We start from the raw sequence: 24,043 nt of genomic DNA on the forward strand, positions 1-24,043 counted from the left end.
GATTGCCGCATGAGTTCCCCCACCCCCACCGCGCTGACCCTGCACCAGGCCTCCCGCGTGCTGGAGATCGGCTTCGACGACGGCCAGACCTTCCGCATTCCCTTCGAGCTGCTGCGCGTGTACTCGCCCTCGGCCGAGGTGCAGGGCCACGGCCCGGGCCAGGAGGTGCTGCAGACCGGCAAGCGGAACGTGCTGATCACCGACGTGGCCATGGTGGGCCACTATGCGCTGCAGCCGCGCTTTGACGACGGCCACGAGTCCGGCCTCTACACTTGGGCCTATCTGTACGATTTGGGTGCGCGGCAGGCCGAGCACTGGGCGGCCTACGAGGCCCGGCTGAAGCTGGCCGGCGTGGACCGCGACACGCCGATGCCTCCCAAGGACGGCCCGTCCTGCCACTCGCACTGATCCGGGCGCCCGTCGGCGCCACCACCCATTCCAGGAAAGAGTTCCATGTCGCAGACCCACTTCGGTTTTGAAACCGTGGACGAGGCCGAGAAGGCCGGCAAGGTCAAGGGCGTGTTCGATTCGGTCGCCTCCAAGTACGACCTGATGAACGACTTCATGTCCATGGGCCTGCACCGGGTCTGGAAGGCCTACACGGTGGCCGTGGCCAACCTGAAGGAAGGCGACGTGGTGCTGGACATCGCCGGCGGCACGGGCGACCTCTCGCGCGCCTTCGCCCGCAAGGTCGGCCCGACCGGCACCGTGGTGCACACCGACATCAACGAGGCCATGCTGCGCACCGGCCGCGACCGCCTGCTCGACGAAGGCCTGTCGCTGCCGACGACGATCTGCGACGCCGAGAAGCTGCCCTTCAAGCCGGGCACCTTCGACCTGGTGAGCGTGGCCTTCGGCCTGCGCAACATGACCCACAAGGACCAGGCCCTGGCCGAGATGTGCCGGGTGCTCAAGCCGGGTGGCCGCCTGCTGGTGCTGGAGTTCTCCAAGGTCGCCAAGCCGCTGCAGAAGCCCTACGACTGGTACTCCTTCAACATCCTGCCCAAGCTGGGCCAATGGGTGGCCGGCGATGCCGACAGCTACCGCTACCTGGCCGAGTCGATCCGCATGCACCCGGACCAGGCCACGCTGAAGGCGATGATGAAGACGGTGGGCTTCGGCCATGTGGACGTGCACAACCTGACCGGCGGCGTCGTGGCCCTGCACGTGGGCATCAAGTGCTGAACTGAGTCCCGCGGGCAGAGGAGGCTGCCGCCTGGCGCGCCGCCTGTGCCGCGGCATACTGCGGGTTCGCACTGAACGGACCCGAGATGCCCCAGATCCTGCTGACCGGCGCTGCCGGCTACATCGCCTCCCACACCTGGCTTGCGCTGCAGGCGGCCGGCTTTGATGTGGTGGGGGTGGACGACTTCTCCAACAGCTCGCCCGAGGTGCTGCGGCGCATTGAAGCCCTGGGCGGCCGACCGGTGGTGTTCGAGCAGGCCAATGTCTGCGACAGCGCGGCCATGGACGCCATCTTCCGCAAGCACCGCATCGACGCGGTGGTGCACTTCGCGGCCTTCAAGGCGGTGGGCGAATCGGCCGAGCAGCCGCTGGCCTACTACGCCAACAACATCGGCGGCCTGGTCAACACCCTGCAGGTGATGCAGCGCCACGGCGTGAAGACCTTCGTCTTCAGCTCCAGCGCCACCGTCTACGGCACGCCGGTCTTCCTGCCCTACACCGAGGCCCATCCGCTGGCCGCGATGAACGTCTACGGCCGCACCAAGCTGATGGGCGAGCAGATTCTGCGCGATCTGGAGACGGCCGATCCGTCCTGGGCCATCGCCTGGCTGCGCTACTTCAACCCGGTGGGTGCCCACGAGAGCGGCCAGATGGGCGAGGACCCGCGCGGCGTGCCCAACAACCTGATGCCCTATGTGCAGCAGGTGGCGGTAGGCCGGCGCGAGTACCTCTCGATTTTTGGCGGCGACTATGACACCCCGGATGGCACCGGCGTGCGCGACTACCTGCACGTGATGGACCTGGCCGAGGGCCATGTGGCGGCCCTGCGCTACCTGCTGGACGCGAAGAAGGGCTGCACCGTCAACCTGGGCACCGGTGTGGGCTACAGCGTGCTGGACCTGGTGAAGGCCTTCGAGCGCGCCGCCGGCAAGCCCATTCCCTACAAGATCGTGGAGCGCCGTGCGGGCGACCTGCCCAGCTACTATGCCGACGCCACCCTGGCCCGGACCCTGCTGGGCTGGCAGGCCCGCCGCAGCCTGGACCAGATGTGCGCCGACAGCTGGCGCTGGCAGCGCCAGAACCCGCAGGGCTACGGCCCGGGGGCCTGAGGCGAAGGCCGGCGCGTCTGGCCGATTGACCGGCCGCAGGAGAGGGCGGGAGCCCCCTCCTACAATGCCGGCATGCCTGATCCCATCGCCGCACTGACCGACCTGGTCCTGCCTGCGCTGACCGCGCGCTTCGTCCTGCTGGCCAACCACGTCCTGACGGCCGCCCCGGTGGCGCCGGAGCGCCTGAAGCCCCATGCCGGGCGGGTGCTGAAGGTCGAGGTGGAGGGCTGGACCGGCCCGCTGCCCCCGCCGCCTCCGCTGGCCTTGCGGATCACCCCGGCCGGGCTGTTCGAAGCAGCCGACGAGGCCGGTGCCGCGCCTGACGCGGACCTGCGCCTGCGCCTGGATGCGTCCCGTCCGCTGGATGCCGCGCGCCGCCTGGCCGGGGGCGAACTGCCGCCGGTGCAGATCGAGGGCGACGCCGCCTTCGCGGCCGATGTGAACTGGGTGGTGGGCAATGTGCGCTGGGACATCGCCGCCGACCTGGAGCGCGTGATGGGACCCGGCCTGGCCGAGGGTCTCAGCCAGGCCGGCAGCCAGGCCCTGGGCGTGCTGCGCCAGATGGCTCAGGGTGTGGCCGGCTCGATGCAGCGACCCTGAGGACCGGCGCGCCCATGCGGTATTTCATGCGTCTGGCCTTCATCGTCCTGACCCTGCTGCGGCACGGGGTGGACGATCTCGTGCTCTCCCGCTTCGACCAGCACCGCTGGCTGCGGATGCTGTCCTGGGTCACGACCCGCGGCCGGCGCCTGGACGCGCCGCGCGGCCAGCGCCTGCGCCTGGCCCTGGAGGCCCTGGGTCCCATCTTCATCAAGTTCGGCCAGGTGCTCTCCACCCGGCGCGATCTGGTGCCGCCGGACATCGCCGATGAGCTGGCCCGCCTGCAGGACCGGGTGCCCCCCATACCCGCCGCCCAGGCCCGCCGCCTGATCGAGCAGGGCCTGGGGCAGCCGATCGAGGCGGTGTTCTCCAGCTTCGAGAGCGAGGCCGTGGCCAGCGCCTCGATCGCCCAGGTGCACTTCGCGGTGCTCAAGGACGGCCGCGAGGTGGCGGTCAAGGTGCTGCGCCCGGGCATGCTGGACGTCATCGAGGACGACCTGGCCCTCTTGCACACGCTGGCCCGCTGGGTCGAGCGCCTGTCGGCCGATGGCAAGCGCCTGCGCCCGCGCGAGGTGGTGGCCGAGTTCGACACCTACCTGCACGACGAACTGGACCTGGTGCGCGAGGCGGCCAACGCGGCCCAGCTGCGGCGCAACATGGCCGACCTGCCGCTGATCCTCGTGCCCGAGATGCACTGGCAGTGGTGCAGCGCCACCGTCATCGTGATGGAGCGGATGAAGGGCATCCCCATCAGCCAGACCGAACGCCTGCGCGAGGCCGGCGTGGACATCCCGAAGCTGGCCCGCGACGGCGTGACCATCTTCTTCACCCAGGTCTTCCGCGACGGCTTCTTCCACGCCGACATGCACCCGGGCAACATCCAGGTCAGCGTCGATCCGGCCACCTTCGGCCGCTACATCGCGCTGGACTTCGGCATCGTCGGCACCCTGACCCAGGTGGACAAGGAGTACCTGGCGCAGAACTTCCTGGCCTTCTTCCGGCGCGACTACCAGCGCGTGGCCGAGCTGCATGTGGAAAGCGGCTGGGTGCCTCCCAACACCCGGGTGGATGCGCTGGAGGCGGCCATCCGCGCCGTCTGCGAGCCGCACTTCGACCGGCCGCTGCGGGAGATCTCGCTCGGTCAGGTGCTGATGCGCCTGTTCCAGACCTCGCGCCGCTTCAACGTGGAGATCCAGCCCCAGCTGGTGCTGCTGCAGAAGACCCTGCTGAACGTCGAGGGCCTGGGCCGCGAACTGGACCCGGACCTGGACCTCTGGTCCACCGCCAAGCCCTTCCTCGAGCGCTGGATGAACGAGCAGCTGGGCTGGCGTGCCCTGGTGCGCCAGCTCAAGGCCGAGGCACCACGCTATGCCCAGCTGCTGCCCGAACTGCCGCGCCTGGTGCACCAGCGCCTGCAGGAACGCCCGGGCCGCGAGCCCGATCCCGTGCTGCTGGCCCTGCTGCGCGAGCAGCGCCGCACCAACCGCCTGCTGTCCGCCGGCCTGTGGAGTGCGCTGGGCTTCCTGCTGGGCGTGATGGTGGCCCGGCTGGTGGTGCAGCTGTACGGCGGCTACTGAGCGAACTGCGCAATCCGTCACGCCCCGTCGCTTGCGGCGGGCCTCGACCGGCCGATAGAGGGGCAGATGCGGCCCCGGCGGGCCGCCGTGGACAGCGGAGACGACGATGCGGGCAGTGGCAAAGTGGGGACGTCCGGTGCTGGCACTCGGGCTGGTCCTCGGCCTGGCGGCCTGCGGTGGCGGCCAGGGCGAAGGGTGGGGATCCACCTACCAGGCGGTGACCTATGCCGGGACGATGTCCGGCGGCCTGGCGGGCACGCTGAACTTCACCGCCGAGGACAAGTACGGCAACCTCAGCGGCAGCGCGACCGTGGACGGCCAGCCCTACTGCCTGATCGGCACCCAGGATGGCGACACCGTCGAGCTGACCCTCTCCGGCCCGGCCGGCAGCGGCCGGCTCAGCGCCCAGGTGGATGGCGAGGCCGTCCGCGGCCCATGGACCCTCGTGCTGGATGGGCAGACCCGCCGCGGGATGGCCACCGCCACCGAGGCTGCCGCCGTCAGCGACGACGGTGCCGGTGCCGATTGCGCGGCAGTGCAGGACTGAGCCCCGCGCCAGGCCGTCGACCATGAAAAAAGCCGCCCCACGGGGCGGCTTTGTCTTGCCGGGGCGGACTTACTTGCCGGCCTTGAAGTGGGTGAACACCCGGGTCTGCACCCGCTTGATGTCCTGCGGCACGCTGTCCGGCGGGGTCATCTTGGCCATGTCCGTGGCGCTCAGGAAGATGGTCGGGTTGCTGGCCACGTCCTTCTTCACGAACTTCAGCGAGGCCTTGTTCGGGTTGGCGTAGAACACCTTGTTCGTCAGACCGGCATGCACCTCGGGGCGCAGGATGTAGTTGATGAACTTCAGCGCGTTCTTCGGGTGCGGCGCGTCGGCGGGTATGGCCATCGAGTCGAAGAACAGCGTGGCGCCCTTCTCCGGGACCAGCGCTTCCAGCTTGACGCCGTTCTTGGCGTCGATCGCGCGAGCGCGGGCGATGTTGATGTCACCCGAGTAGCCCATCACCGCACACAACGAGCCCTGGGCCATCTCGTCGATGTAGCCCGAGGACGAGAAGCGGGTGACGTAGGGTCGGATCTTCTGCAGCATGTCCTCGGCGGCCTTGTAGTCCGCCGCGTTCTTGCTGTAGCCGGGCTTGCCCACGTACATCATGGCCACCGGCAGCACCTCGGAAGGCGAATCCAGGAAGCTCACCCCGCAGGACTTGAGCTTGGCCGCGTACTTCGGGTCGAAGATCAGCGACCAGGCGTTTTCGGGCATGGGCAGGTCGCCCAGGGCCTTCTTGACCTTGTCCACATTGATGCCCACGGTGACATAGCCCCACAGCCAGTCCACCAGGTACTGGTTGCCCGGGTCCACGCCTTCCATCTGCTTGAGCAGGGCCGGGTCCAGGTTGCCCCAGTTGCTCAGCTGGCTGCGGTCGAGCTTCTGGAACAGGCCCGCGGCGATCTGCTGCTTGGCGAAGTGGGCGCTGGGCACCACGATGTCGTAGCCCGTGCGGCCGGCCACCAGCTTGGCGTGCAGGATCTCGTTGTTGTCGTAGTTGTCGTAGTGGACCTTGATGCCGGTTTCCTTCTCGAAGTTGGCCAGCGTGTCCGGGGCGATGTAGTCGGACCAGTTGTAGATGTTGAGCACCTTGGGCTCGTCGGCGGCCAGGGCGGCACTGGCGGCCATGCCACCGAACAGCACGGCCAGAGTTGCGGGCAGCCAGCGGCGCCATGCAGCGGTCTTCACATCCATCTCCTTTCAGCGAGGTTGCTGCCCTGCCGGGTGTCGCAGGGCGGCCGCATTCTAGGGCCCGCACCTGCGGGCGCACCTGAACCTGCGTCAGACATGGGGGCTCCGTATAATTCCGGGTTCATCCTGTTGTCTTCCCCTATCAGCCATGCCGATCTACGCCTATCGATGCGCCGCCTGCGGCCACTCGCGGGACGTGCTGCAAAAAATGTCCGATGCGCCGTTGACCACCTGCCCGGTCTGCGGGGCTGAACAGTTCCAGAAGCAGGTGACCGCTGCCGGGTTCCAGCTCAAGGGCTCCGGCTGGTACGCCACCGATTTCCGCGGGGGCTCCGGCGGCACGTCCGCGGCCGCCCCGGCGGCCACTGCTGCGCCGGCGGCCGCCGACAGCGGCAGCAGCAGCGGTGGTGGCGACAGCGGTCCCTCCACCCCCTGTGGCGGCTCCTGCGCCTGCCACTGAACGACTGCCCCCAGTGAAGAAATACCTCATCGCCGGCCTGCTCACCTGGCTGCCCCTGGCCATCACGGTCTGGGTGCTGCTCTGGGTCCAGGGCCTGCTCGACGGCGTGTTCCGCATGCTGCTGAAGGTGGCTGGCGTGGTGCTGCCCGCCGGGGCGGCCGAAGGTCTGAGCCAGCTCGGTGCCTGGCCGGGGGTGGGGGTGCTGGTGATGCTGATGCTGATGCTGGCCACCGGCATGTTCGTCACGAACATCTTCGGCCAGTGGTGGCTGCGCCAGTGGGATGCGCTGATGAGCCGCATTCCCATCGTCAAGTCCATCTACAGCTCGGTCAAGCAGGTTTCCGACACGCTGTTTTCCAGCAACGGCAACGCCTTCCGCGAAGCCGTTCTCGTGCCGTACCCGCATGCCGGCTCCTGGACCATCGCCTTCGTCACCGGCAAGCCCGGCGGCGAGGTGGCCAGCCAGCTGGGTGAGGAGCATGTCAGCCTGTACGTGCCCACCACGCCCAACCCGACCTCGGGCTTCTTCCTGATGATGCCGCGCAGCAGCGTGCGGCCGCTGCAGATGAGCGTGGACGAGGCCCTCAAGTACATCATCTCCATGGGCGTGGTCACGCCCCCGGCCGGGCATGCGCACGGGCCGGAGGAGGCCGACCCCAATCCGGTGGGCTGAACGCATCCGGCCCACCCCGCGTTCAGTCCTGAGGGTCATCCCCCCGCCCCGGGCCGAGTTTTCCGAACCCCTGTCGGAGTCGGCGCCACCCGTGCCGCCTCCCCCCTGAATCCGAAGCACGGAGTGCATTCCATGAGAACCACGTACTGCGGCCTGGTCAGCGAAGCGCTGATGGGCGAAACCGTCACCCTGATGGGCTGGGCCCACCGTCGCCGCGACCACGGTGGCGTCATCTTCATCGACCTGCGCGACCGCGAAGGCCTGGTGCAGATCGTCTGCGACCCGGACCGCCCGGACATGTTCAAGACCGCCGAAGGCGTGCGCAACGAGTTTTGCCTGAAGATCGTCGGCAAGGTGCGCGCCCGCCCGGCCGGCACCGAGAACGCCAACCTCGTCTCCGGCAAGATCGAGGTGCTGTGCCATGAGCTGGAGGTGCTGAACCCCTCCGTCACGCCCCCGTTCCAGCTTGACGACGACAACCTGTCGGAAACCGTGCGCCTGACCCACCGGGTGCTGGACCTGCGCCGCCCGCAGATGCAGCAGAACCTGAAGCTGCGCTACCGCGTGGCCATGGAGGTGCGCAAGTTCCTGGACGCCAACGGCTTCATTGACATCGAGACGCCGATGCTGACCAAGTCCACGCCCGAAGGTGCGCGCGACTACCTGGTGCCCAGCCGCGTGCACGACGGTCACTTCTTCGCGCTGCCGCAGTCGCCCCAGCTGTTCAAGCAGCTGCTGATGGTCGCGGGCTTCGACCGCTACTACCAGATCACCAAGTGCTTCCGTGACGAGGACCTGCGCGCCGACCGCCAGCCCGAGTTCACCCAGATCGACATCGAGACCTCCTTCCTCGGCGAGGAGGAGATCCGCGCCATGTTCGAGGGCATGATCCGCTCGGTGTTCAAGAACGCCATCGGCGTGGAACTGCCGGTCTACCCGGTCATGACCTATGCCGACGCGATGTTCAAGTACGGCTCGGACAAGCCCGACCTGCGCGTCAAGCTCGAGTTCACCGAGCTGACCGACGTCATGAAGGACGTGGACTTCAAGGTCTTCTCGACCCCGGCCACCACCCCGGGCGGCCGTGTGGTGGCCCTGCGCGTGCCGGGCGGCGCCGACATGTCGCGTGGCGAGATCGACGGCTACACCGAGTTCGTCAAGATCTACGGCGCCAAGGGCCTGGCCTGGATCAAGGTCAACGACGTCGCCAAGGGCCGTGACGGCCTGCAGTCGCCGGTCGTGAAGAACCTGCACGACGCCGCCATCGCCGAGACCCTGGCCCGTACCGGGGCCTGCAACGGCGACCTGATCTTCTTCGGCGCCGACAAGGCCAAGGTGGTCAATGACGCCATCGGTGCGTTGCGCATCAAGATCGGCCACAGCGAGTTCGGCAAGTCCAAGGGCCTGTTCGACGACCGCTGGGCCCCGCTGTGGGTGATCGACTTCCCGATGTTCGAGTACGACGAGGAAGAAGACCGCTGGAACGCCTGCCACCACCCCTTCACCAGCCCGAAGGACGGCCATGAGGAACTGATGGCCACCAACCCCGGCGCCTGCGTGGCCAAGGCCTACGACATGGTGCTCAACGGCTGGGAACTGGGTGGCGGCTCGATCCGTATCCACCGCGCCGACGTGCAGTCCAAGGTCTTCGAGGCCCTGAAGATCACGCCGGAGGAGCAGCGCATCAAGTTCGGCTTCCTGCTGGACGCGCTGCAGTACGGCGCGCCGCCGCACGGTGGCCTGGCCTTCGGCCTGGACCGCCTGATCACGCTGATGACCAAGGCCGAGTCGATCCGCGACGTGATCGCCTTCCCCAAGACCCAGCGTGCCCAGTGTCTGCTGACCGGTGCCCCGTCGATGGTCGACGAGAAGCAGCTGCGCGAACTGCACATCCGCCTGCGCAACGTGCAGGCCGCGGGCTGAGCCCTGGCCTGAGCGGCCCCGCGGCCGCTCGGGGCCCGGTTCGACAGGAGACGCCTCGGAGTGATCCGGGGCGTCTTTTTTTGTGCCCGGGCGGGTCGGCCCGGCCGGACCGGGGTGATGACATAGGGGGATGAGGCCCGCCGGACGGGGAGGGACAGATTGCGGACAGGTTGGGCGCCGGCCGACGGCGCAGCATCCGTCGCCGGGCTTGCGCTGCTTCCGGGCCGCCGCAGCCCTGCGACCGAAAGTGCCCCTTGACCGGGTGCGCGTCCCACGAGGAGCGCCGACCCGAGGGGGTGGATGTTGTGACACTGCAAAGGAGTCAGGGATATGCGAGGAATCAAGCTCCGTCATTGGGGCATGGCACTGGCCGTGGCGGCCCTTCAGCTGGCAGGTGCCAGCGCAAGTGCCCAGGATCTGACCGCCGGGTCGATCCTCAAGAAGGTGTTGACCCGCGAAGTCTGCGGGCATGACGTGGCCGTGGACCATGCGCGCTGCCATTCGCATGTGGTGCTGGACCGCAATGGCAACGATCTGGCCACGGCCACGCCCAGCGGCCTGAGCCCGGCCAGCCTGCGCTCGGCCTACAACGTGACGGGCAGCGGCAGCGCGGGCACCGTCATTGCCGTGGTGGATGCCTACCACTACGCCAACGCCGAATCCGATCTGGCCGTCTACCGCTCGCAGTTCGGCCTGCCGGCCTGCACCAAGGCCAACGGCTGCTTCAAGCAGGTCGACCAGAATGGCGGCACCAAGTACCCGTCGGGCAACAAGGGCTGGAACCAGGAGGCCGCGCTGGATCTGGACATGGTCAGCGCCATGTGCCCGTCCTGCAGCATCGTGCTGGTGGAGGCGTCTTCCAGCAGCATGAGCAACCTGGCCACGGCGGCCAACACCGCCGCACAGCTCAGCGGCGTGCGTGCGGTGAGCAACAGCTACGGCGGCAGCGAGTCGGGCAGCACCAGCTATGCGTCCCTCTACAACCACCTGAACGTGGCCATGGTGGTGAGCTCCGGCGACAGCGGCTACGGCGTGCAGTTCCCGGCGTCCTCGCCGCATGTGACCGCGGTGGGTGGCACCTCGCTGAAGACGGCCTCCAACAGCCGTGGCTGGACCGAGACCGCCTGGAGCGGCGCGGGCAGCGGCTGCAGCACGGTGTACGCCAAGCTCAGCTGGCAGACCGACAGCGGCTGCGCCATGCGCACCGTGGCCGATGTGTCGGCCGTGGCCGACCCGGCCACCGGCGTGGCCGTGTACGGCCCCAAGAAGATCGGCACCAAGTCCGCCTGGCAGGTCTACGGCGGCACCAGCGTGGCCGCGCCCATCATCGCCGGCATCTACGGCGTCAACGGCGGCCCGGTGACCTACGGCGCCGACCCCTACAGCCACACCAACTCGCTGTACGACGTGACCTCCGGCAGCAACGGCAGCTGCAGCCCCAGCTATCTGTGCACCGCGACCGCGGGCTACGACGGCCCGACCGGCCTGGGCACCCCCAACGGCGCCACGGCGTTCTGACACGCGACCCTGCCGACCGGTGCCCCGCACCGGCCCACAGGCCCCGCCTCGGCGGGGCTTTTTCATTTTGCGCCCTCACCCCGGACGCTTGACCGATCTCAAGCCGCAGGGCGGCAGGGGCCGCCATCCTTGTCGGCATGAGGGAGACATCGATCCGTGCCCGGCCGAGGCGCTGGCTGCTGGCCAGCCGGCCGGGTTTCATCGTGGTGACCGTGGTGGCGGCCGCCCTGGGCATCGCCCAGGCCCAGGCCTGTGGTTGCGGCTGGGACGCTCCCGCGGCCGTGGCCACGCTGCTGCTGGCCACGCTGGCCCACGCCGCCATCAACCTCTACAACGACTACGGTGACGCGGTGGGGGGCTCGGATGCCGTCAACACCGGCCGGCTCTTTCCCTTCAGTGGCGGCTCCCGCGTGATCCAGGACGGCGTGTTCACCGCCCGGCAGGTGCGCGACGCGGCCCGCATGCTGGGCATCGTGGTGGTGGGCGGCGGCCTGGCGCTGGCCGCCCGCGCCGGTCCCGGCCTCTTGCTGGTGGGCCTGTGCGGCCTGCTGCTGGGCTGGGCCTACTCCAGCCCCCGGGTGGCGCTGATGTCGCGCGGGCTGGGCGAGCTGTCGGTGGGCCTGGCCTGGTGGGGCATCGTCGTCGGGGCGGACTATGTGCAGCGCCACGGCTTCAGCGCCATCGCCGCGCTGTCCGGCGTCAGCATCGCCTTGCTGGTGACGGCCATCCTCTGGGCCGCCGAATTCCCGGACGCGGTGGCCGATGCCCAGGTCGGCAAGCGAACCCTGGTGGTGCGCTGGGGCCCCGTGCCGGCGGCCTGGGGCTACACCGCCCTGGTGCTGCTCGCCCACGCCTGGGTGGCGCTCTGGTGGGCCTGGCAGTGGCTGCCGTCCACCGCCTGGTGGGGGCTGGGCTCGGCGCCGCTGTCGCTGGCCGCCGCCGGGCTGCTGCTGCGCCGTGCCCGCCAGCCCCAGCGCCTGCGGCCGGTCATGGCTTTGTCGATCGCCGCGGCGGTGCTGCATGGGGGGCTGCTGACGGCCGCCTTCCTGGCGATCGCCCGCCTGCGCTGAGGCCGGGACTTTGCCGCCGCGCTACGATGCTGGCATGAGCGACAGCCCCAAGCCGCCCAAGATCCCCGAATCGGTGCTGGTGGTCATCCACACCGCCGACCTGAACGTGCTGCTGATGGAACGTGCCGACGCGCCCGGCTACTGGCAGAGCGTCACCGGCTCCAAGGACACCCTGGACGAAGCCCTGCGCGAGACCTGCCGCCGCGAGGTGCTGGAGGAGACCGGCATCCGCATCGGCACCGACGCCGTGCCGGACACAGCCCTGCGCGACTGGTCGCTGTCCAACGTCTACGAGATCTATCCGCGCTGGCGCCACCGCTACCCGCCCGGCGTGACGCACAACACCGAGCATGTCTTCGGCCTGTGCGTGCCCGCGGGCACGCCGGTCACGCTGGCGCCGCGCGAACACCTGCAGTACCGCTGGCTGCCCTGGCAGGCCGCCGCCGATGCCTGCTTCTCGCCCTCCAATGCCGAGGCGATCCTGCTGCTGCCGCGTTTTGCGGCCTCCATCCCATGACACCCGTCGCACCGGTCCATCCTGGTCAGCTCAATGCCCTGCTGCCCGCGCAGCGCAGCGACACCCCGCGCCTGCGGGTGGCCACCTACAACATCCACAAGGGGGTGCGCGGGGTGGGGCCGGGCAAGCGGCTGGAGATCCACAACCTGGGCATGGGCGTGAAGGCCCTGGACGCCGACCTGGTGTTCCTGCAGGAGGTGCGGTTGTTCAACCAGCGCGAAGCCCGCCACTTCGACCGCACCTGGTTCGGCTGGCCGGAAGAAGGGCAGGCCGAGTTCCTGGCGCCCGAGGGCTACGAGGCCGCCTACCGTACCAATGCGGTCACCCGCGATGGCGAACACGGCAATGCGCTGCTCTCGCGCTGGCCCCTGGGCGAGATCCGCCACCATGACGTCTCCGACCACCGCTTCGAGCAGCGCGGCCTGCTCTACGTGCCGGTGAGCTGGCAGGGCGGGGTGGTGCACACCGTGGTGGCCCACCTGGGCCTGATCCACGCCAGCCGGGTGCGGCAGGTGCAGCGCCTGCACGACTTCATCGCCTCCCATGTGCCGGCCGGCGAGCCCCTGCTGGTGGCGGGCGATTTCAACGATTGGGGCGAGCGCCTGGACACGCCGATGGCCGGCCTGGGCCTGCTGCGGGCCCGCTCGCCCGATGGCCGCCTGTCCAGCCGCCTGACCTTCCCCTCGCGGGTGCCCATCTTTGCGCTGGACCGGGTCTACACCCGGGGCTTCCGCTGCGTGCGCAGCAGCGTGCCGCGCGGGCCCGCCTGGGCCCGCATGTCCGACCACCTGCCCCTGCTGGTCGAGCTCGAGCTGAGTTGAGATGTCGCCCACCGACGCGTCAGACGATGACACGCCGGTCCATCCCGGCGCCTGGTACGTCTTCTCCCGGCCGGTCTTCTTCGGCCACAACGAGGTGCGCCTGCTGCGCGGCGGCGATGAGCTCTTCCCGCGCCTGATCGAGGCCATCGGCCATGCCCTGCACGAAGTCTGGCTGGCCACCTACATCTTCTACGACGACAGCGCGGCCGAGGCCGTGGCCCTGGCCCTGGCTGCCGCGGCGCGCCGCGGCGTGCGGGTGCGGGTGGTGGTGGACGGCTTCGGCTCCCACCGAAGCCTGCCCACGCTGCAGCGCTGGCTGGAGCCGGCCGGCGTGCATTTCACGGTCTTTCGCCCGCTGGAGCGCTGGTGGAACTGGCTGCAACCGGGGCAGATGCGCCGCCTGCACCAGAAGCTCTGCGTGGTGGACGGCCAGCGCGCCTTTGTCGGCGGCATCAACCTGATCGACGACCGCAACGACATCCACCACGGCCGCAGCGAGCGGCCGCGCCTGGACTTCGCGGCCGAGGTGCATGGCCCGGCCGCCATGCCCGTGGAGCAGACGGTGCGGGCCATCTGGACCCGCGCCGCCTTCGGCCAGGACTGGCGCCAGGAAGTGCTGAACCTGGTGCGCAGCGCGCGGCCGGTGCGCTCGGCCCGCCAGTACCTGCGGCAGTTGCGCATCCTGCCGCCGCACCCCGCCTTGCCGCCGGGCGACGAGGCCCCGGTGCAGGTGGCCTTCGTCGTGCGCGACAACATGCGCCAGCGCCGGGCCATCGAGCGCAGCCTGATCGACGCCATCCGCCTGGCCGAGCGCCGGGTCGACCTGGTCACGCCCTATTTCTATCCGGGCCACTCGTTCCGCCGCGCGCTGATCAAGGCGGCGCGCCGGGGTGTGCGCGTGCGCCTGCTGCTGCAGGGCAAGCTGGACTACCGCATCGCCGGTCTGGCCGCGCGGGTGCTGTACGACGAACTGCTGGTCGAGGGCATCGAGATCTACGAATACATGCCCGCTTTCCTGCACGCCAAGATGGCGATGGCCGACGAGGACTGGATCACCGTGGGCAGTTCCAACGTGGACCCGCTGTCCCTGCTGCTCAATCTGGAGGCCAATCTGGTGGTGCGCGACGAGGCGCTGACGGCCGCCGCCTCACGCGAGTTCGAGCTGGCGCTCACCCAGTCGCTGCACATCACGGTGGCGCCGCTGCGCCGGGGCTGGGCCGCCATGCTGGGCCGCGGCCTGGTGGCGTGGATGGCGCACTGGTACCTGCGCCTGGCGGGCTGGAACGAACGCTACTGAGTCTGCGGGTCAGACCGTCGGCGGCGGGCCGTAGTCGTTGTCGCCCGGGGTGCCGCGCAGCATGCCGTTCTCGATCAGCACCCACAGCCAGCCCACCAGCGGGATCAGGTTGACCAGCACCCACCAGGCCGAGCGGTTGCGGTCATGCCAGCGCTTGACCGAGATGGCCAGGGCCGGCCACAGCAGCAGCAGGTTGGTCAGCCCGTCGGCCTCTTCGGCCGTCAGGCCGACGATGCCCAGCAGGCCGTTGAACAGCAGCGTCATCAGCAGCAGCCACAGCACGCCGTGGCGCCAGAAGGTGGCGCGCGAAATGCGCCCTTGAAAGCTGAAGTACAGCCAGAACGGCGGCAGAGGATCGGCAAAGGGATTGCCCCCCTCGGCGGGCTGGGGCGGGGGAGAGAACAGCGCGGGCGGCGACATGGGCGCAGTATTCCATGCACCCTGGGGGCCGCCTCAATGCCACAGCGCGGACATCAGCCGGGTGTAAGCCAATGCCGGGTTCTCGGTGCCCCCGCAGTGGTCTGCGCGCAACATTGCGCCTTGCAGCACCCAGTCGCCGGCCACCATCACCGCCGCCCAGGGCGTGCCCGGGCCGGTCATCACCAGTGCGTCCAGCCAGCGGTCCATCGGCAGGCCGGCGCACTCGGGCGCGGCCGCGTCGGCCACCAGCAGATCGGCCCGCGCGCCGGCCTGCAGGCCCCAGCGGGCGAAGCCCGCGGCCGCCTGCCCGCCACGCAGCGCGCTGCGCCACAGCCGCGTGCCGCCCGAGGGCTCGCCGCCGGTCGGATCGGCCGCCACATTGCGCTGCAGGCGCTGCAGGCGCTGGCCGTACTCCAGCCAGCGCAGCTCCTCGCGCCAGTCGCGGGTGACCTGGCTGTCCGAACCGATGGCCAGCGGCACGCCCGCGGCCAGCCAGCCGGGCAGATCGGCCAGGCCGTCGCCCAGGTTGGCCTCGGTGCCGGGGCACAGCACCACGCCCGCGCCGCTGGCCGCCACCGCGGCAATCTCCTCGGGCGTGCTGTGGGTGGCGTGCACCAGCTGCCAGCGGGCATCCAGCAGGCCCTGGGCGGCCAGCCACTGCATCGGCCGCTGGCCGGTGGCGGCCAGGCAGTCGCGCACCTCGGCGGGCTGCTCGGCCACGTGGATGTGCAGCGGCACGGCCTGGCCGGCGGCCAGCGTGGCCAGGCGCTGCAGGCTCTCGGGCCGGGCCGCGCGCAGCGAATGCACCGCCATGCCGGCGTTCAGCCGCGCATGGCCCTGGGCATTGACCGCCTGGCAGATCGCCCAGGCGCCGTCGGCATCCAGCCGGAAGCGGGCCTGGTCGGGCCGCAGCTCGGGCTGGCTGAAGCCGGCGCGCTCGTAGATCACCGGCAGCAGGGTCAGGCCGATGCCGGTGTCGGCCGCCGCGTCGATCAGCGCGCGCGACAGGGCCAGCGGGTCGTCGTAGGGCGTGCCGTCGGGCTGGTGCTGCAGGTAATGGAACTCGCAGACCTGGGTGTAGCCGCCGCGCAGCAGCTCGCCGTAGAGCTGGCGGGCGATGGTGCGCAGCTCGGCCGGGCCCACGCGGCCGGCCACCCGGTACATGCGGTCGCGCCAGCTCCAGAAGTCATCCTCGGCGCGGGTGCGCTGCTCGGCCAGGCCGGCAAAGGCGCGCTGGAAGGCGTGGCTGTGCGCGTCCACCAGGCCGGGCAGCACCGGGGCCGCCAGCCGCTGCGCGCCGGACGGGCAGGGCTGGCCGGCCTGCACCGCGGCCCAGCGGCCCTGGGCATCCACGCTCAGCAGCACATCGGCCTGCCAGCCTTCGGGCAGCCAGGCCCAGGGGGCCCACAGGGGTCGGGTGGGGCTCTGCGTTGTCGCGTTCATGCCGCGGTCCCCGGTCGCCAGGCCAGCATCGTCTCCACCAGCCGGCCCAGCAGGGGCTGCACCTGCGCGGCGTGGGCGGCGTCCCAGGCCCAGGGCGGGGCCTCGGTCATGTAGCAGGACCAGCACATCTCCAGCTGGATGGCATGCCGGCCCTGGGCGGGCTGGCCGTGGTGGCGGGTGATGTGGCCGCCCTTGAAGCGGCCGTCCACCACCTGGGTGTAGGCGTCCTGGCCGGCCAGCACCTCGGCCAGGCGCTGGCGCAGCAGCGGGTCGCAGCTGGCGCCACCCACGGTGCCCAGGTTCAGGTCGGGCAGCTTGCCTTCGAAGAGCCAGGGCAGTTCGGAGCGGATGCTGTGGCCGTCGAACAGCACCGCGTGGCCGTGGGCGGCCTGCAGGCGGGCCAGCTCCGCCTCCAGGGCGTCGTGGTAGGGCTGCCAGTAGCGGGCGCGGCGGCGCTGCACCTCGGCCGCGTCCGGCGCCTGGCCCTCGCGGTACAGCGGCTCGCCGCTGAAGAAGCGGGTGGGGCAGAGCTCGGTGTTGTTGGCGCCGGGGTACATCGGTGCGTTGTCGGGCGGCCGGTTCAGGTCGATGACGTAGCGCGCGAAACGGGGCACGACCAGGCTGGCGCCGCGCGCGCACACGAAGGCGTAGAGCTTCTCCAGGTGCCAGTCGGCGTCCTCGGTGGCCAGGGCGCGCGGCACGAAGGCCGCTCGCAGAGCGTCCGGGATGGCGGTGCCGGCGTGCGGCACGCTCACCAGCAGCGGGCCGGTGCCGCGCCAGAGGGTGAAGGTGTCCGTCTCGAGGTCGGGGGCGCGGTCGATGACGAGGTCGGTGGCGTTCATGCAAGAACCTCCTGGACAGGCTGGCCGGCCCGCACGACGCGGCAGACCGGGCTGTGGCCGAAACGGTAGGCCAGTTCGTGGGGGTGGTCCACCGCCCAGTGGGCCCAGTCGGCCTGGCGGCCGGGGGTGAGCTGGCCCAGACGCTCATGCAGGCCCAGGGCCCGCGCCGCATGGCGGGTGAAGCCGGCCAGGGCTTCTTCCGGCGTCAGGCGGAACAGGGTGCAGGCCATGTTCATCATCAGGAGCGGCGACAGGGTGGGCGAGGTGCCGGGGTTGTGGTCGGTGGCCAGGGCGATGGGCACGCCCGCGGCGCGCAGCGCGGCCACCGGCGGCAGGTGGGTGTCGCGCAGGAAGTAGTAGGCCCCCGGCAGCAGCACGGCCACCGTGCCGGCCGCGGCCAGGGCCTGCACGCCGGCGTCGTCCAGGTGCTCCAGATGGTCGCAGCTCAGGCCCTGGTGGCGGCAGGCCAGGGCGGTGCCGCCGCTGTTGCTCAGCTGCTCGGCATGCAGCTTGACCGGCAGGCCCAGGGCGCGGGCGCGGCTGAACAGGCGGTCGATCTGCGCGGGGCTGAAGGCGATGTGCTCGCAGAAGCCGTCCACCGCGTCCACCAGGCCCTCGGCCTGCCAGCCGGGCAGCCAGTCGCACAGGGCCTCGATGTAGTCGTCGGCCCGACCGGCGAACTCCGGCGGCAGGGCGTGGGCACCCAGGGCGGTGGTGCGCACCGTCATCGGCAGCCGCTCGCCCACGGCCCGCGCCACCCGCAGGCAGCGGGCCTCGTCGGCCTGGCTCAGGCCGTAGCCGGACTTGATCTCCACCGTGGTCACGCCTTCGCGCAGCAGCACCCGGGCACGGCCCAGCGTGGCGTCCAGCAGGGCCGCATCGCTGGCGTCGCGGGTGGCTTGCACGGTCGAGCGGATGCCGCCGCCGGCGCGGGCAATCTCCTCGTAGCTGGCACCCTGCAGGCGCAGCTCGAATTCGCGTGCCCGGTTGCCGCCATAGACCAGGTGGGTGTGGCAGTCGATCAGGCCGGGGGTGACGACGCCGCCGCCCCAGTCGTGCTCGGCGTCCACCGCCAGGCCGGCCGGCAGCGCGGCGGCCGGGCCCACCCAGGCGATGCGCTCGCCTTCGGTGACGATGGCGCCGTCGGGGATCCAGCCCCAGGGGCGGTCGGGGCGCAGGGTGGCCAGGTGGGCGCCGCGCCAGAGGGCGCGGTTGGGGCGGCGCACCGCGGGGGTGTTCATGGCATGTCCTCCAGGGTGAGCCACCAGGCGCGGGCCGGCGGGTCGATCTGCCAGGCGCCGGGCGTGTCCTCGCTCCAGGCCAGGGTGTGCGGGGGCAGGGCCAGGGCCTGGGCGCCGGTCTGCAGCGTGGTGGCCTCGGCGGTGTAAAGGCCGCGCCAGCCGGTGCCGGCCTGCCAGGGCTGTGCGGCGGGCCACAGCCGGCCCCGGCCGCCGGCCACCATCAGGTTCAGGTCGCGGGTGGGGCCGGCCAGCAGTGTGCAGTCCGGGGCCAGGGCGCCGTCGAAGGCGTGGGGGAGGCTGTCCGGCGTGAGGTCCATGCCCCCAAGCCGCACGCCCGCGCCGCTGAGCACCTGGAAGCTGCGGTGCACGCCGGGAAAAGGCGAGAAGGGGCCATCGCGTTCGATGTCGGCCACGCTGACCCGCAGCCGCCAGCCGCCGGGCGCGGGCCAGGCCAGCAGCTCGCGGGTGCGGCCGCCGCCGTTGCGCCAGGGCTGCTCGGGCACCTCGGCCCAGCGGATGGTGTGCAGGCTCATGGGGTGAACTCCCCGGCGAGCTGGTAGCGCCGGCCCGGGTAGACCAGCCGGCCCAGGGTGATGGCGTGCTCGCGGCTGAAGGTGCGGCGCACCACCACCAGGCAGGGCTCGTCCTCGGCGATGCCCAGCAGCCGGGCCTCCTGCGCGGTGGGGCGGGCGGCCTCGATGGCGTACTGGGCACGCCACAGCGCGGTGGCCTCGAACAGGTACTGGGTGGGTGTGCGGCGGGTGAAGTCCTGTGCCAGGTAGTCCGGCGCGGCGGCGGGGTTCACATAGCGGTCCTCGCACTGCAGGGCCAGGCCGTTGTCGCGGTGCACGATCAGGGTGTGGAAGACGGTGGCGCCCTCGGCCACGCCCAGCTGGGCGGCCAGTGCGGCGCTGGCAGGCTCGGCCTGCTGCAGCACCACCTCGCTGTCGTGGCGGTGGCCGCGGGCGGCGATCTCCTCGTGCACATCGTGCAGGGTCAGCGTGGCCGAGACCTTGTTGAGCGCTGCGGCGAAGGTGCCCACACCCTGCACCCGGTCGACGAAGCCCTCGGCCTGCAGCTCCTTGAGCGCGCGGTTGACCGTCATGCGGCTGACGCCGAACTGGGCGACCAGCTCGGCTTCGGAGGGCATCTGCGCGCCCGGGGCCCAGTCGCCGGCGGCGAGCCGGTCCTTCAGGTGCTGCTTGACCCGGGCGTAGGGCGCCAGGGCGGCGGAGGTGTGCGTGACCATGGTGGGGCAGATGCTACTTGCATGAGCTTGTCTAGACAAGTAGCATCCGCCCCATTCGATGTCTGGCCACCCTGTCTGGAGACCGCCATGTCCACTGTCCACACCCCTGCCGGGCCCCGCCCGGTGAAGGCCCCCACCGGCGCCACGCTGCACTGCAAGAACTGGCTGATCGAGGCCGCCTACCGGATGATCCAGAACAACCTGGACCCGGCCGTGGCGGAAAACCCCGACGCGCTGGTGGTCTATGGCGGCATCGGCAAGGCCGCGCGCAACTGGGACTGCTTCGAGCAGATCCTGGCCAGCCTGCGCACCCTGGGCGAGGACGAGACCCTGCTGGTGCAGAGCGGCAAGCCGGTGGGCGTGTTCCGCACCCATGCCGACGCGCCGCGGGTGCTGATCGCCAACTCCAACCTGGTGCCGCACTGGGCCACCTGGGAGCACTTCAACGAACTCGACCGCCTGGGCCTGATGATGTACGGCCAGATGACGGCCGGCAGCTGGATCTACATCGGCACCCAGGGCATCGTGCAGGGCACTTATGAAACCTTTGCCGAGGCCGGCCGACAACACTACGGCGGCTCGCTGGAAGGGCGCTGGGTGCTGACCGCCGGCCTGGGCGGCATGGGTGGCGCCCAGCCGCTGGCTGCCACCTTTGCCGGCGCCTGCTCGCTGAACATCGAGTGCCAGCAGTCGCGCATCGACTTCCGCCTGAAGACCCGCTACGTGGACGAGCAGGCCGCCGACCTGGACGACGCGCTGGCCCGCATCGCCCGCTACACCGCCGAGAAGAAGGCCATCTCGATCGCCCTGCTGGGCAATGCCGCCGAGATCCTGCCGGCGCTGGTGCGCCGGGTGAAGGAAGGCAGCGCGCCGCGGCCGGACATCGTGACCGACCAGACCTCGGCCCACGACCTGATCAACGGTTACCTGCCGGCCGGCTGGACGGTGGAGCAGTGGAAGGCCGCCGCGGCCGACCCGGCCCAGCACGCCGACCTGAAGGCCGCCGCGGCCCGCGGCTGCGCGGTGCATGTGCAGGCCATGCTGGACTTCCAGGCCCTGGGCGTCCCGACCGTGGACTACGGCAACAACATCCGCCAGGTGGCCTTCGACCAGGGCGTGAAGAACGCCTTCGACTTCCCCGGCTTCGTGCCCGCCTATGTGCGGCCGCAGTTCTGCGAAGGCCGCGGCCCCTTCCGCTGGGTGGCCCTGTCGGGCGACCCGGAGGACATTCGCAAGACCGACGCCAAGATCAAGGAACTCTTCCCCGAGGAGACCCGGGTGCACCGCTGGCTGGACATGGCCGCCGAGCGCATCGCCTTCCAGGGCCTGCCCGCGCGCATCTGCTGGCTGGGCCTGGGCCAGCGCCACCTCGCTGGCCTGGCCTTCAACGAGATGGTGAAGAACGGCGAACTGAAGGGCCCGATCGTGATCGGCCGCGACCACCTGGACTGCGGCTCGGTGGCCAGCCCCAACCGCGAGACGGAGGCCATGCAGGACGGCTCGGACGCCGTGTCCGACTGGCCGCTGCTCAACGCCCTGCTCAACACTGCGGGCGGCGCCACCTGGGTCAGCCTGCACCACGGCGGTGGCGTGGGCATGGGCTTCTCCCAGCACAGCGGCGTGGTCATCGTGGCCGATGGCACGGACGCGGCGGCCCAGCGCCTGGCGCGCGTGCTGTGGAACGACCCGGCCACCGGCGTGATGCGCCATGCCGACGCGGGCTACGACATCGCCCAGCGCTGCGCCCGCGAGCAGGGCCTGAACCTGCCGATGCTGAACAAGGACTGAGACCATGACCGAGCTGACCCTGACCCCCGGCGCGCTGACGCTGGACCAACTGCTGGCGGTGCATGCCGGCGGCACCCGCCTGGTGCTGGACGAAGCGGCCCGCCCGGCCATCCGCGCCAGTGCGGCGGTGGTGCAGGCCGCTGCGGCGGGCGATGCGCCGGTCTACGGCGTGAACACCGGCTTCGGCAAGCTGGCCAACCAGCGCATCAGCGCGGCCGATCTGGCCACGCTGCAGCTCAACCTGATCCGCTCGCACTCGGTGGGCGTGGGCGAGCCGCTGGCCCCGGCCGTGGTGCGGCTGATGCTGGCCACCAAGGCCGCCAGCCTGGCGCGCGCCCATTCCGGCGTGCGCGAGGTGGTCATCGACACCCTGCTGGCCGTGCTCAACGCCGGCCTGGTGCCGCTGGTGCCCAGCCAGGGCTCGGTGGGCGCCTCGGGCGACCTGGCGCCGCTGTCGCACATGACGCTGGCCCTGCTGGGCGAGGGCGAGTTCCTGGTCGATGGCCAGCGCCGCCCGGCGGCGGCCGTGCTGGTCGAGGCCGGCATCGCCCCGCTGGTGCTGGAGGCCAAGGAAGGCCTGGCGCTGATCAACGGCACCCAGACCTCCACCGCGCTGGCCCTGCACGGCTTCTTCAGCTTCGAGCCGGTGCTGGAATCGGCCCTGGTGATCGGCGCGCTGACGGTGGACGCCGCCCGCGGCAGCGACGGCCCCTTCGACCCGCGCATCCACGCGCTGCGCGGCCAGCCCGGCCAGATCGACGTGGCCCAGTACTACCGCAGCCTGCTGGCCGGCAGCGCGATCCGCCAGTCCCACACCGAAGGCGACGACCGGGTGCAGGACCCGTACTGCCTGCGCTGCCAGCCCCAGGTGGTGGGCGCCTGCCTGGATCAGCTGCGCCATGCGGCCCTGGTGCTGGTGCGCGAAGCCAACGCGGTGACCGACAACCCGCTGGTCTTCCCCGAAGACGGGGCGATGATTTCCGGGGGGAACTTCCACGCCGAGCCGGTGGCCCTGGCGGCCGATGCGATGGCGGTGGCCATCGCCGAGGTGGGGGCGATCGCCGAGCGCCGCATCGCCATGCTGATCGACGCCAGCGTCTCGCGCCTGCCGCCCTTCCTGACCAGCAACGCCGGCCTGAACAGCGGCTTCATGATCGCCCACGTGACGGCCGCCGCCCTGGCCAGCGAGAACAAGTCCCTGGCCCACCCGGCCAGCGTGGACAGTCTGCCCACCAGCGCCAACCAGGAGGACCATGTCTCGATGGCCACCTTCGCGGCGCGCCGCCTGCAGCCCATGATCGCCAACGTGGCGCACATCCTGGGCGTGGAGTGGCTGGCCGCGGCCCAGGGCATCGAGTTCCTGCGCCCGCTGGCCAGTTCGTCGGCGCTGGAAGAGGCGCATGCCCTGCTGCGCCGTCACTGCGCGCCGATGCTGACCGACCACTACCTGGCGCCGGACATCGAGCGCGCCAGCGCGCTGGTGCGCGAAGGCGCGCTGTCGGGCATCTTCCGGGCGCTGCCGGACCTGCCCGCGCTGTGGACCCCGGCCTGAGGCCGGGGAGCCTCACCGGCCGTCGATGCCGTCCACGATGAAGCCGGGGGCGGCGCCGTCGCCGCCCGTCTGCCAGGCCCCCTGGTAGGCGGTGGTGGCGAAGAGGGGGCCGCGGGCGGCGGTCACCCACACCGGGTTCTGCAGCGCCGGTGCGGCCGATTCGGCCACCACCCCGTCGCGGCGCCCGGCCTGCAGCCAGGGCTTGCTGGCGCTGGCGAAGAACTGCTTGACCGGGGTCCAGCCCAGGGTGTCCACCTTGGCGGTCCAGCGGCCGAGCGTGCTGCCGCTGGGCACCGACTGGCTGCCGCCTTCGTCCAGCGCATCGGTCTGCACGGAGACGGTGACCCGGCCCAGGCGGCGCCAGGCGTGCTGGACACCTACCTGCATGTCCGCCAGGTGGTGCAGCAGCGCACACCCGAGGCGATGGCCCGGGCCATCGTCCTGCTGCGGGCCTTGCTGCGAGAGCACCCCGACTGCACGCCGGCGGCAGTCGCCCTGGCCGAGGCCCTGACCGCCGCGGTGGGCTGGGGCCAACTGAACACCCCGGCCGTGGTGCAGGACGGCCTGGCGGCTGACCGAAGGGCGCGACACACTGCCCTTTGTCTGGACGGCGCTGTCCTTCGTGCTGGCCCGGCTGCAGCAGCGCGAGCCGGCGCTGCTGCGCCGCGCCCTGGACGAGCGCTGCGGCATGCTGGCCATGGTGCTGCGCGACCCGGTGCATGCCGGCTGGCTGCCCCGGCATCCGGAGGGCCGCCGCCTGCTGGCGGCGGTGTTCGGGGCGGACGGCGCCTGAGGCCCACGGGCAGGGAACGGCGATCGGCCGCCGGGCGGTCAGGCCGGGGTCGGGCAAGGCCCGCTTGGGGCGGCGCCACGGGGCAGGGGCGAGCCCCCGAGGATGTGCGCCAGGTAAAGCTGCTTCATTGATGTCAAAAAGTGACGATCAGCTTCCGATCACACGCAAATACAGGCGTTTTTGCACACCACGTGGCTTGCACGACCGAAACTGTGGCTCGCGCG

At 70.9% G+C, this 24,043-nt stretch carries 25 protein-coding genes; 17 read left to right on the top strand and 8 right to left on the bottom strand.

Annotated features, from left to right (window positions below; all coding sequences use genetic code 11):
• Positions 1-9 precede the first annotated feature (9 nt).
• From LRM40_RS05815 to LRM40_RS05840, 6 genes are all read left to right on the top strand, one after another.
• Complete coding sequence (locus LRM40_RS05815; protein WP_151125533.1) at positions 10-408, top strand: gamma-butyrobetaine hydroxylase family protein; 399 nt, start codon at positions 10-12, stop codon at positions 406-408.
• Positions 409-453: 45 nt separating this feature from the next.
• The gene (gene ubiE, locus LRM40_RS05820; protein ID WP_151125534.1) at positions 454-1,185 is read left to right on the top strand and encodes a bifunctional demethylmenaquinone methyltransferase/2-methoxy-6-polyprenyl-1,4-benzoquinol methylase UbiE; all 732 of its coding nucleotides are present in this window, start codon (positions 454-456) and stop codon (positions 1,183-1,185) included.
• Positions 1,186-1,271: 86 nt separating this feature from the next.
• The gene (gene galE / locus LRM40_RS05825) at positions 1,272-2,294 is read left to right on the top strand and encodes a UDP-glucose 4-epimerase GalE (RefSeq protein ID WP_151125535.1); all 1,023 of its coding nucleotides are present in this window, start codon (positions 1,272-1,274) and stop codon (positions 2,292-2,294) included.
• 72 nt (positions 2,295-2,366) lie between these two features.
• Entirely contained in the window at positions 2,367-2,894 is a 528-nt protein-coding gene (locus tag LRM40_RS05830; protein ID WP_151125536.1) for a hypothetical protein, read from the top strand.
• Positions 2,895-2,908: 14 nt separating this feature from the next.
• Complete coding sequence (ubiB, locus tag LRM40_RS05835; protein WP_151125537.1) at positions 2,909-4,471, top strand: ubiquinone biosynthesis regulatory protein kinase UbiB; 1,563 nt, start codon at positions 2,909-2,911, stop codon at positions 4,469-4,471.
• Between the two features lie 106 nt (positions 4,472-4,577).
• Positions 4,578-5,018, top strand: a complete 441-nt coding sequence (locus tag LRM40_RS05840; protein ID WP_151125538.1) for a hypothetical protein — start codon at positions 4,578-4,580, stop codon at positions 5,016-5,018.
• Between the two features lie 69 nt (positions 5,019-5,087).
• Here the strand turns inward: LRM40_RS05840 and LRM40_RS05845 are convergent, their stop codons facing one another.
• Positions 5,088-6,215, bottom strand: coding sequence for a polyamine ABC transporter substrate-binding protein (locus LRM40_RS05845; protein ID WP_211373048.1), 1,128 nt, complete (start codon positions 6,213-6,215; stop codon positions 5,088-5,090).
• Positions 6,216-6,360: 145 nt separating this feature from the next.
• Between LRM40_RS05845 and LRM40_RS05850 the strand changes: the two genes are divergently transcribed.
• The 8 genes from LRM40_RS05850 to clsB all read left to right on the top strand — a co-directional run bounded on the left by LRM40_RS05850 (position 6,361) and on the right by clsB (position 14,491).
• Complete coding sequence (locus LRM40_RS05850) at positions 6,361-6,672, top strand: FmdB family zinc ribbon protein (RefSeq protein WP_151125539.1); 312 nt, start codon at positions 6,361-6,363, stop codon at positions 6,670-6,672.
• 13 nt (positions 6,673-6,685) lie between these two features.
• On the top strand, positions 6,686-7,345 hold the full coding sequence (locus tag LRM40_RS05855) for a DUF502 domain-containing protein (protein WP_151125540.1): 660 nt from the start codon (positions 6,686-6,688) through the stop codon (positions 7,343-7,345).
• Between the two features lie 132 nt (positions 7,346-7,477).
• Positions 7,478-9,268, top strand: coding sequence for an aspartate--tRNA ligase (gene aspS / locus LRM40_RS05860; RefSeq protein ID WP_151125541.1), 1,791 nt, complete (start codon positions 7,478-7,480; stop codon positions 9,266-9,268).
• 360 nt (positions 9,269-9,628) lie between these two features.
• On the top strand, positions 9,629-10,786 hold the full coding sequence (locus LRM40_RS05865) for a S53 family peptidase (RefSeq protein WP_211373049.1): 1,158 nt from the start codon (positions 9,629-9,631) through the stop codon (positions 10,784-10,786).
• 137 nt (positions 10,787-10,923) lie between these two features.
• Positions 10,924-11,856: a prenyltransferase gene (locus LRM40_RS05870; protein ID WP_151125543.1), complete on the top strand. Its 933-nt coding sequence runs from the start codon at positions 10,924-10,926 to the stop codon at positions 11,854-11,856.
• 34 nt (positions 11,857-11,890) lie between these two features.
• Positions 11,891-12,373 carry a dihydroneopterin triphosphate diphosphatase gene (nudB, locus tag LRM40_RS05875; RefSeq protein ID WP_151125544.1) on the top strand — a complete coding sequence of 161 codons (483 nt, stop codon included), beginning with the start codon at positions 11,891-11,893 and terminating at the stop codon, positions 12,371-12,373.
• Positions 12,370-13,194, top strand: a complete 825-nt coding sequence (locus tag LRM40_RS05880; RefSeq protein WP_151125545.1) for an endonuclease/exonuclease/phosphatase family protein — start codon at positions 12,370-12,372, stop codon at positions 13,192-13,194. Before nudB ends, LRM40_RS05880 begins: the two co-directional genes overlap by 4 nt.
• Position 13,195: 1 nt before the next feature.
• The gene (clsB, locus tag LRM40_RS05885; RefSeq protein ID WP_151125546.1) at positions 13,196-14,491 is read left to right on the top strand and encodes a cardiolipin synthase ClsB; all 1,296 of its coding nucleotides are present in this window, start codon (positions 13,196-13,198) and stop codon (positions 14,489-14,491) included.
• Positions 14,492-14,500: 9 nt separating this feature from the next.
• On the opposite strand, the gene LRM40_RS05890 is transcribed toward clsB, so the two are convergent.
• The 6 genes from LRM40_RS05890 to hutC are packed head-to-tail and all read right to left on the bottom strand — an operon-like array spanning position 14,501 to position 19,686.
• On the bottom strand, positions 14,501-14,911 hold the full coding sequence (locus tag LRM40_RS05890) for a DUF805 domain-containing protein (protein WP_151125547.1): 411 nt from the start codon (positions 14,909-14,911) through the stop codon (positions 14,501-14,503).
• 33 nt (positions 14,912-14,944) lie between these two features.
• A complete protein-coding gene (gene hutF, locus LRM40_RS05895) occupies positions 14,945-16,354 on the bottom strand; it encodes a formimidoylglutamate deiminase (RefSeq protein ID WP_231067744.1) in 1,410 nt (469 codons plus the stop codon).
• Entirely contained in the window at positions 16,351-17,196 is an 846-nt protein-coding gene (gene hutG / locus LRM40_RS05900) for an N-formylglutamate deformylase (RefSeq protein ID WP_151123665.1), read from the bottom strand. The genes hutF and hutG overlap by 4 nt, the downstream gene beginning before the upstream one ends.
• The gene (hutI, locus tag LRM40_RS05905; protein ID WP_151123666.1) at positions 17,193-18,437 is read right to left on the bottom strand and encodes an imidazolonepropionase; all 1,245 of its coding nucleotides are present in this window, start codon (positions 18,435-18,437) and stop codon (positions 17,193-17,195) included. Before hutI ends, hutG begins: the two co-directional genes overlap by 4 nt.
• Positions 18,434-18,970: a HutD/Ves family protein gene (locus tag LRM40_RS05910; RefSeq protein WP_151123667.1), complete on the bottom strand. Its 537-nt coding sequence runs from the start codon at positions 18,968-18,970 to the stop codon at positions 18,434-18,436. The genes hutI and LRM40_RS05910 overlap by 4 nt, the downstream gene beginning before the upstream one ends.
• Entirely contained in the window at positions 18,967-19,686 is a 720-nt protein-coding gene (gene hutC / locus LRM40_RS05915; RefSeq protein WP_151123668.1) for a histidine utilization transcriptional repressor HutC, read from the bottom strand. The genes LRM40_RS05910 and hutC overlap by 4 nt, the downstream gene beginning before the upstream one ends.
• A gap of 87 nt (positions 19,687-19,773) precedes the next feature.
• Between hutC and hutU the strand changes: the two genes are divergently transcribed.
• Together hutU and hutH are read left to right on the top strand one after the other, a co-directional pair.
• Complete coding sequence (gene hutU / locus LRM40_RS05920) at positions 19,774-21,474, top strand: urocanate hydratase (protein WP_151123669.1); 1,701 nt, start codon at positions 19,774-19,776, stop codon at positions 21,472-21,474.
• Positions 21,475-21,478: 4 nt separating this feature from the next.
• On the top strand, positions 21,479-23,026 hold the full coding sequence (hutH, locus tag LRM40_RS05925; protein ID WP_151123670.1) for a histidine ammonia-lyase: 1,548 nt from the start codon (positions 21,479-21,481) through the stop codon (positions 23,024-23,026).
• A gap of 12 nt (positions 23,027-23,038) precedes the next feature.
• Here the strand turns inward: hutH and LRM40_RS05930 are convergent, their stop codons facing one another.
• Positions 23,039-23,413, bottom strand: coding sequence for a hypothetical protein (locus tag LRM40_RS05930; RefSeq protein ID WP_151123671.1), 375 nt, complete (start codon positions 23,411-23,413; stop codon positions 23,039-23,041).
• Positions 23,414-23,648: 235 nt separating this feature from the next.
• Between LRM40_RS05930 and LRM40_RS05935 the strand changes: the two genes are divergently transcribed.
• A complete protein-coding gene (locus LRM40_RS05935; protein WP_170288831.1) occupies positions 23,649-23,819 on the top strand; it encodes a hypothetical protein in 171 nt (56 codons plus the stop codon).
• The last annotated feature ends 224 nt before the right edge of the window (positions 23,820-24,043 follow it).

Source organism: Ideonella dechloratans (assembly GCF_021049305.1).
Classification (GTDB): Bacteria; Pseudomonadota; Gammaproteobacteria; order Burkholderiales; family Burkholderiaceae_C; genus Ideonella; species Ideonella dechloratans.

What these genes read in the sequence shown, in the direction of transcription:
- LRM40_RS05815 (WP_151125533.1), top strand. Translation starts at nt 10, where the DNA reads ATGAGTTCCCCCACCCCCACCGCGCTGACCCTGCACCAGGCCTCCCGC.
- ubiE (WP_151125534.1), top strand. Translation starts at nt 454, where the DNA reads ATGTCGCAGACCCACTTCGGTTTTGAAACCGTGGACGAGGCCGAGAAG.
- galE (WP_151125535.1), top strand. Translation starts at nt 1,272, where the DNA reads ATGCCCCAGATCCTGCTGACCGGCGCTGCCGGCTACATCGCCTCCCAC.
- LRM40_RS05830 (WP_151125536.1), top strand. Translation starts at nt 2,367, where the DNA reads ATGCCTGATCCCATCGCCGCACTGACCGACCTGGTCCTGCCTGCGCTG.
- ubiB (WP_151125537.1), top strand. Translation starts at nt 2,909, where the DNA reads ATGCGGTATTTCATGCGTCTGGCCTTCATCGTCCTGACCCTGCTGCGG.
- LRM40_RS05840 (WP_151125538.1), top strand. Translation starts at nt 4,578, where the DNA reads ATGCGGGCAGTGGCAAAGTGGGGACGTCCGGTGCTGGCACTCGGGCTG.
- LRM40_RS05845 (WP_211373048.1), bottom strand. Translation starts at nt 6,215, where the DNA reads ATGGATGTGAAGACCGCTGCATGGCGCCGCTGGCTGCCCGCAACTCTG.
- LRM40_RS05850 (WP_151125539.1), top strand. Translation starts at nt 6,361, where the DNA reads ATGCCGATCTACGCCTATCGATGCGCCGCCTGCGGCCACTCGCGGGAC.
- aspS (WP_151125541.1), top strand. Translation starts at nt 7,478, where the DNA reads ATGAGAACCACGTACTGCGGCCTGGTCAGCGAAGCGCTGATGGGCGAA.
- LRM40_RS05865 (WP_211373049.1), top strand. Translation starts at nt 9,629, where the DNA reads ATGGCACTGGCCGTGGCGGCCCTTCAGCTGGCAGGTGCCAGCGCAAGT.
- LRM40_RS05870 (WP_151125543.1), top strand. Translation starts at nt 10,924, where the DNA reads ATGAGGGAGACATCGATCCGTGCCCGGCCGAGGCGCTGGCTGCTGGCC.
- nudB (WP_151125544.1), top strand. Translation starts at nt 11,891, where the DNA reads ATGAGCGACAGCCCCAAGCCGCCCAAGATCCCCGAATCGGTGCTGGTG.
- LRM40_RS05880 (WP_151125545.1), top strand. Translation starts at nt 12,370, where the DNA reads ATGACACCCGTCGCACCGGTCCATCCTGGTCAGCTCAATGCCCTGCTG.
- clsB (WP_151125546.1), top strand. Translation starts at nt 13,196, where the DNA reads ATGTCGCCCACCGACGCGTCAGACGATGACACGCCGGTCCATCCCGGC.
- LRM40_RS05890 (WP_151125547.1), bottom strand. Translation starts at nt 14,911, where the DNA reads ATGTCGCCGCCCGCGCTGTTCTCTCCCCCGCCCCAGCCCGCCGAGGGG.
- hutF (WP_231067744.1), bottom strand. Translation starts at nt 16,354, where the DNA reads ATGAACGCGACAACGCAGAGCCCCACCCGACCCCTGTGGGCCCCCTGG.
- hutG (WP_151123665.1), bottom strand. Translation starts at nt 17,196, where the DNA reads ATGAACGCCACCGACCTCGTCATCGACCGCGCCCCCGACCTCGAGACG.
- hutI (WP_151123666.1), bottom strand. Translation starts at nt 18,437, where the DNA reads ATGAACACCCCCGCGGTGCGCCGCCCCAACCGCGCCCTCTGGCGCGGC.
- LRM40_RS05910 (WP_151123667.1), bottom strand. Translation starts at nt 18,970, where the DNA reads ATGAGCCTGCACACCATCCGCTGGGCCGAGGTGCCCGAGCAGCCCTGG.
- hutC (WP_151123668.1), bottom strand. Translation starts at nt 19,686, where the DNA reads ATGGTCACGCACACCTCCGCCGCCCTGGCGCCCTACGCCCGGGTCAAG.
- hutU (WP_151123669.1), top strand. Translation starts at nt 19,774, where the DNA reads ATGTCCACTGTCCACACCCCTGCCGGGCCCCGCCCGGTGAAGGCCCCC.
- hutH (WP_151123670.1), top strand. Translation starts at nt 21,479, where the DNA reads ATGACCGAGCTGACCCTGACCCCCGGCGCGCTGACGCTGGACCAACTG.
- LRM40_RS05930 (WP_151123671.1), bottom strand. Translation starts at nt 23,413, where the DNA reads ATGCAGGTAGGTGTCCAGCACGCCTGGCGCCGCCTGGGCCGGGTCACC.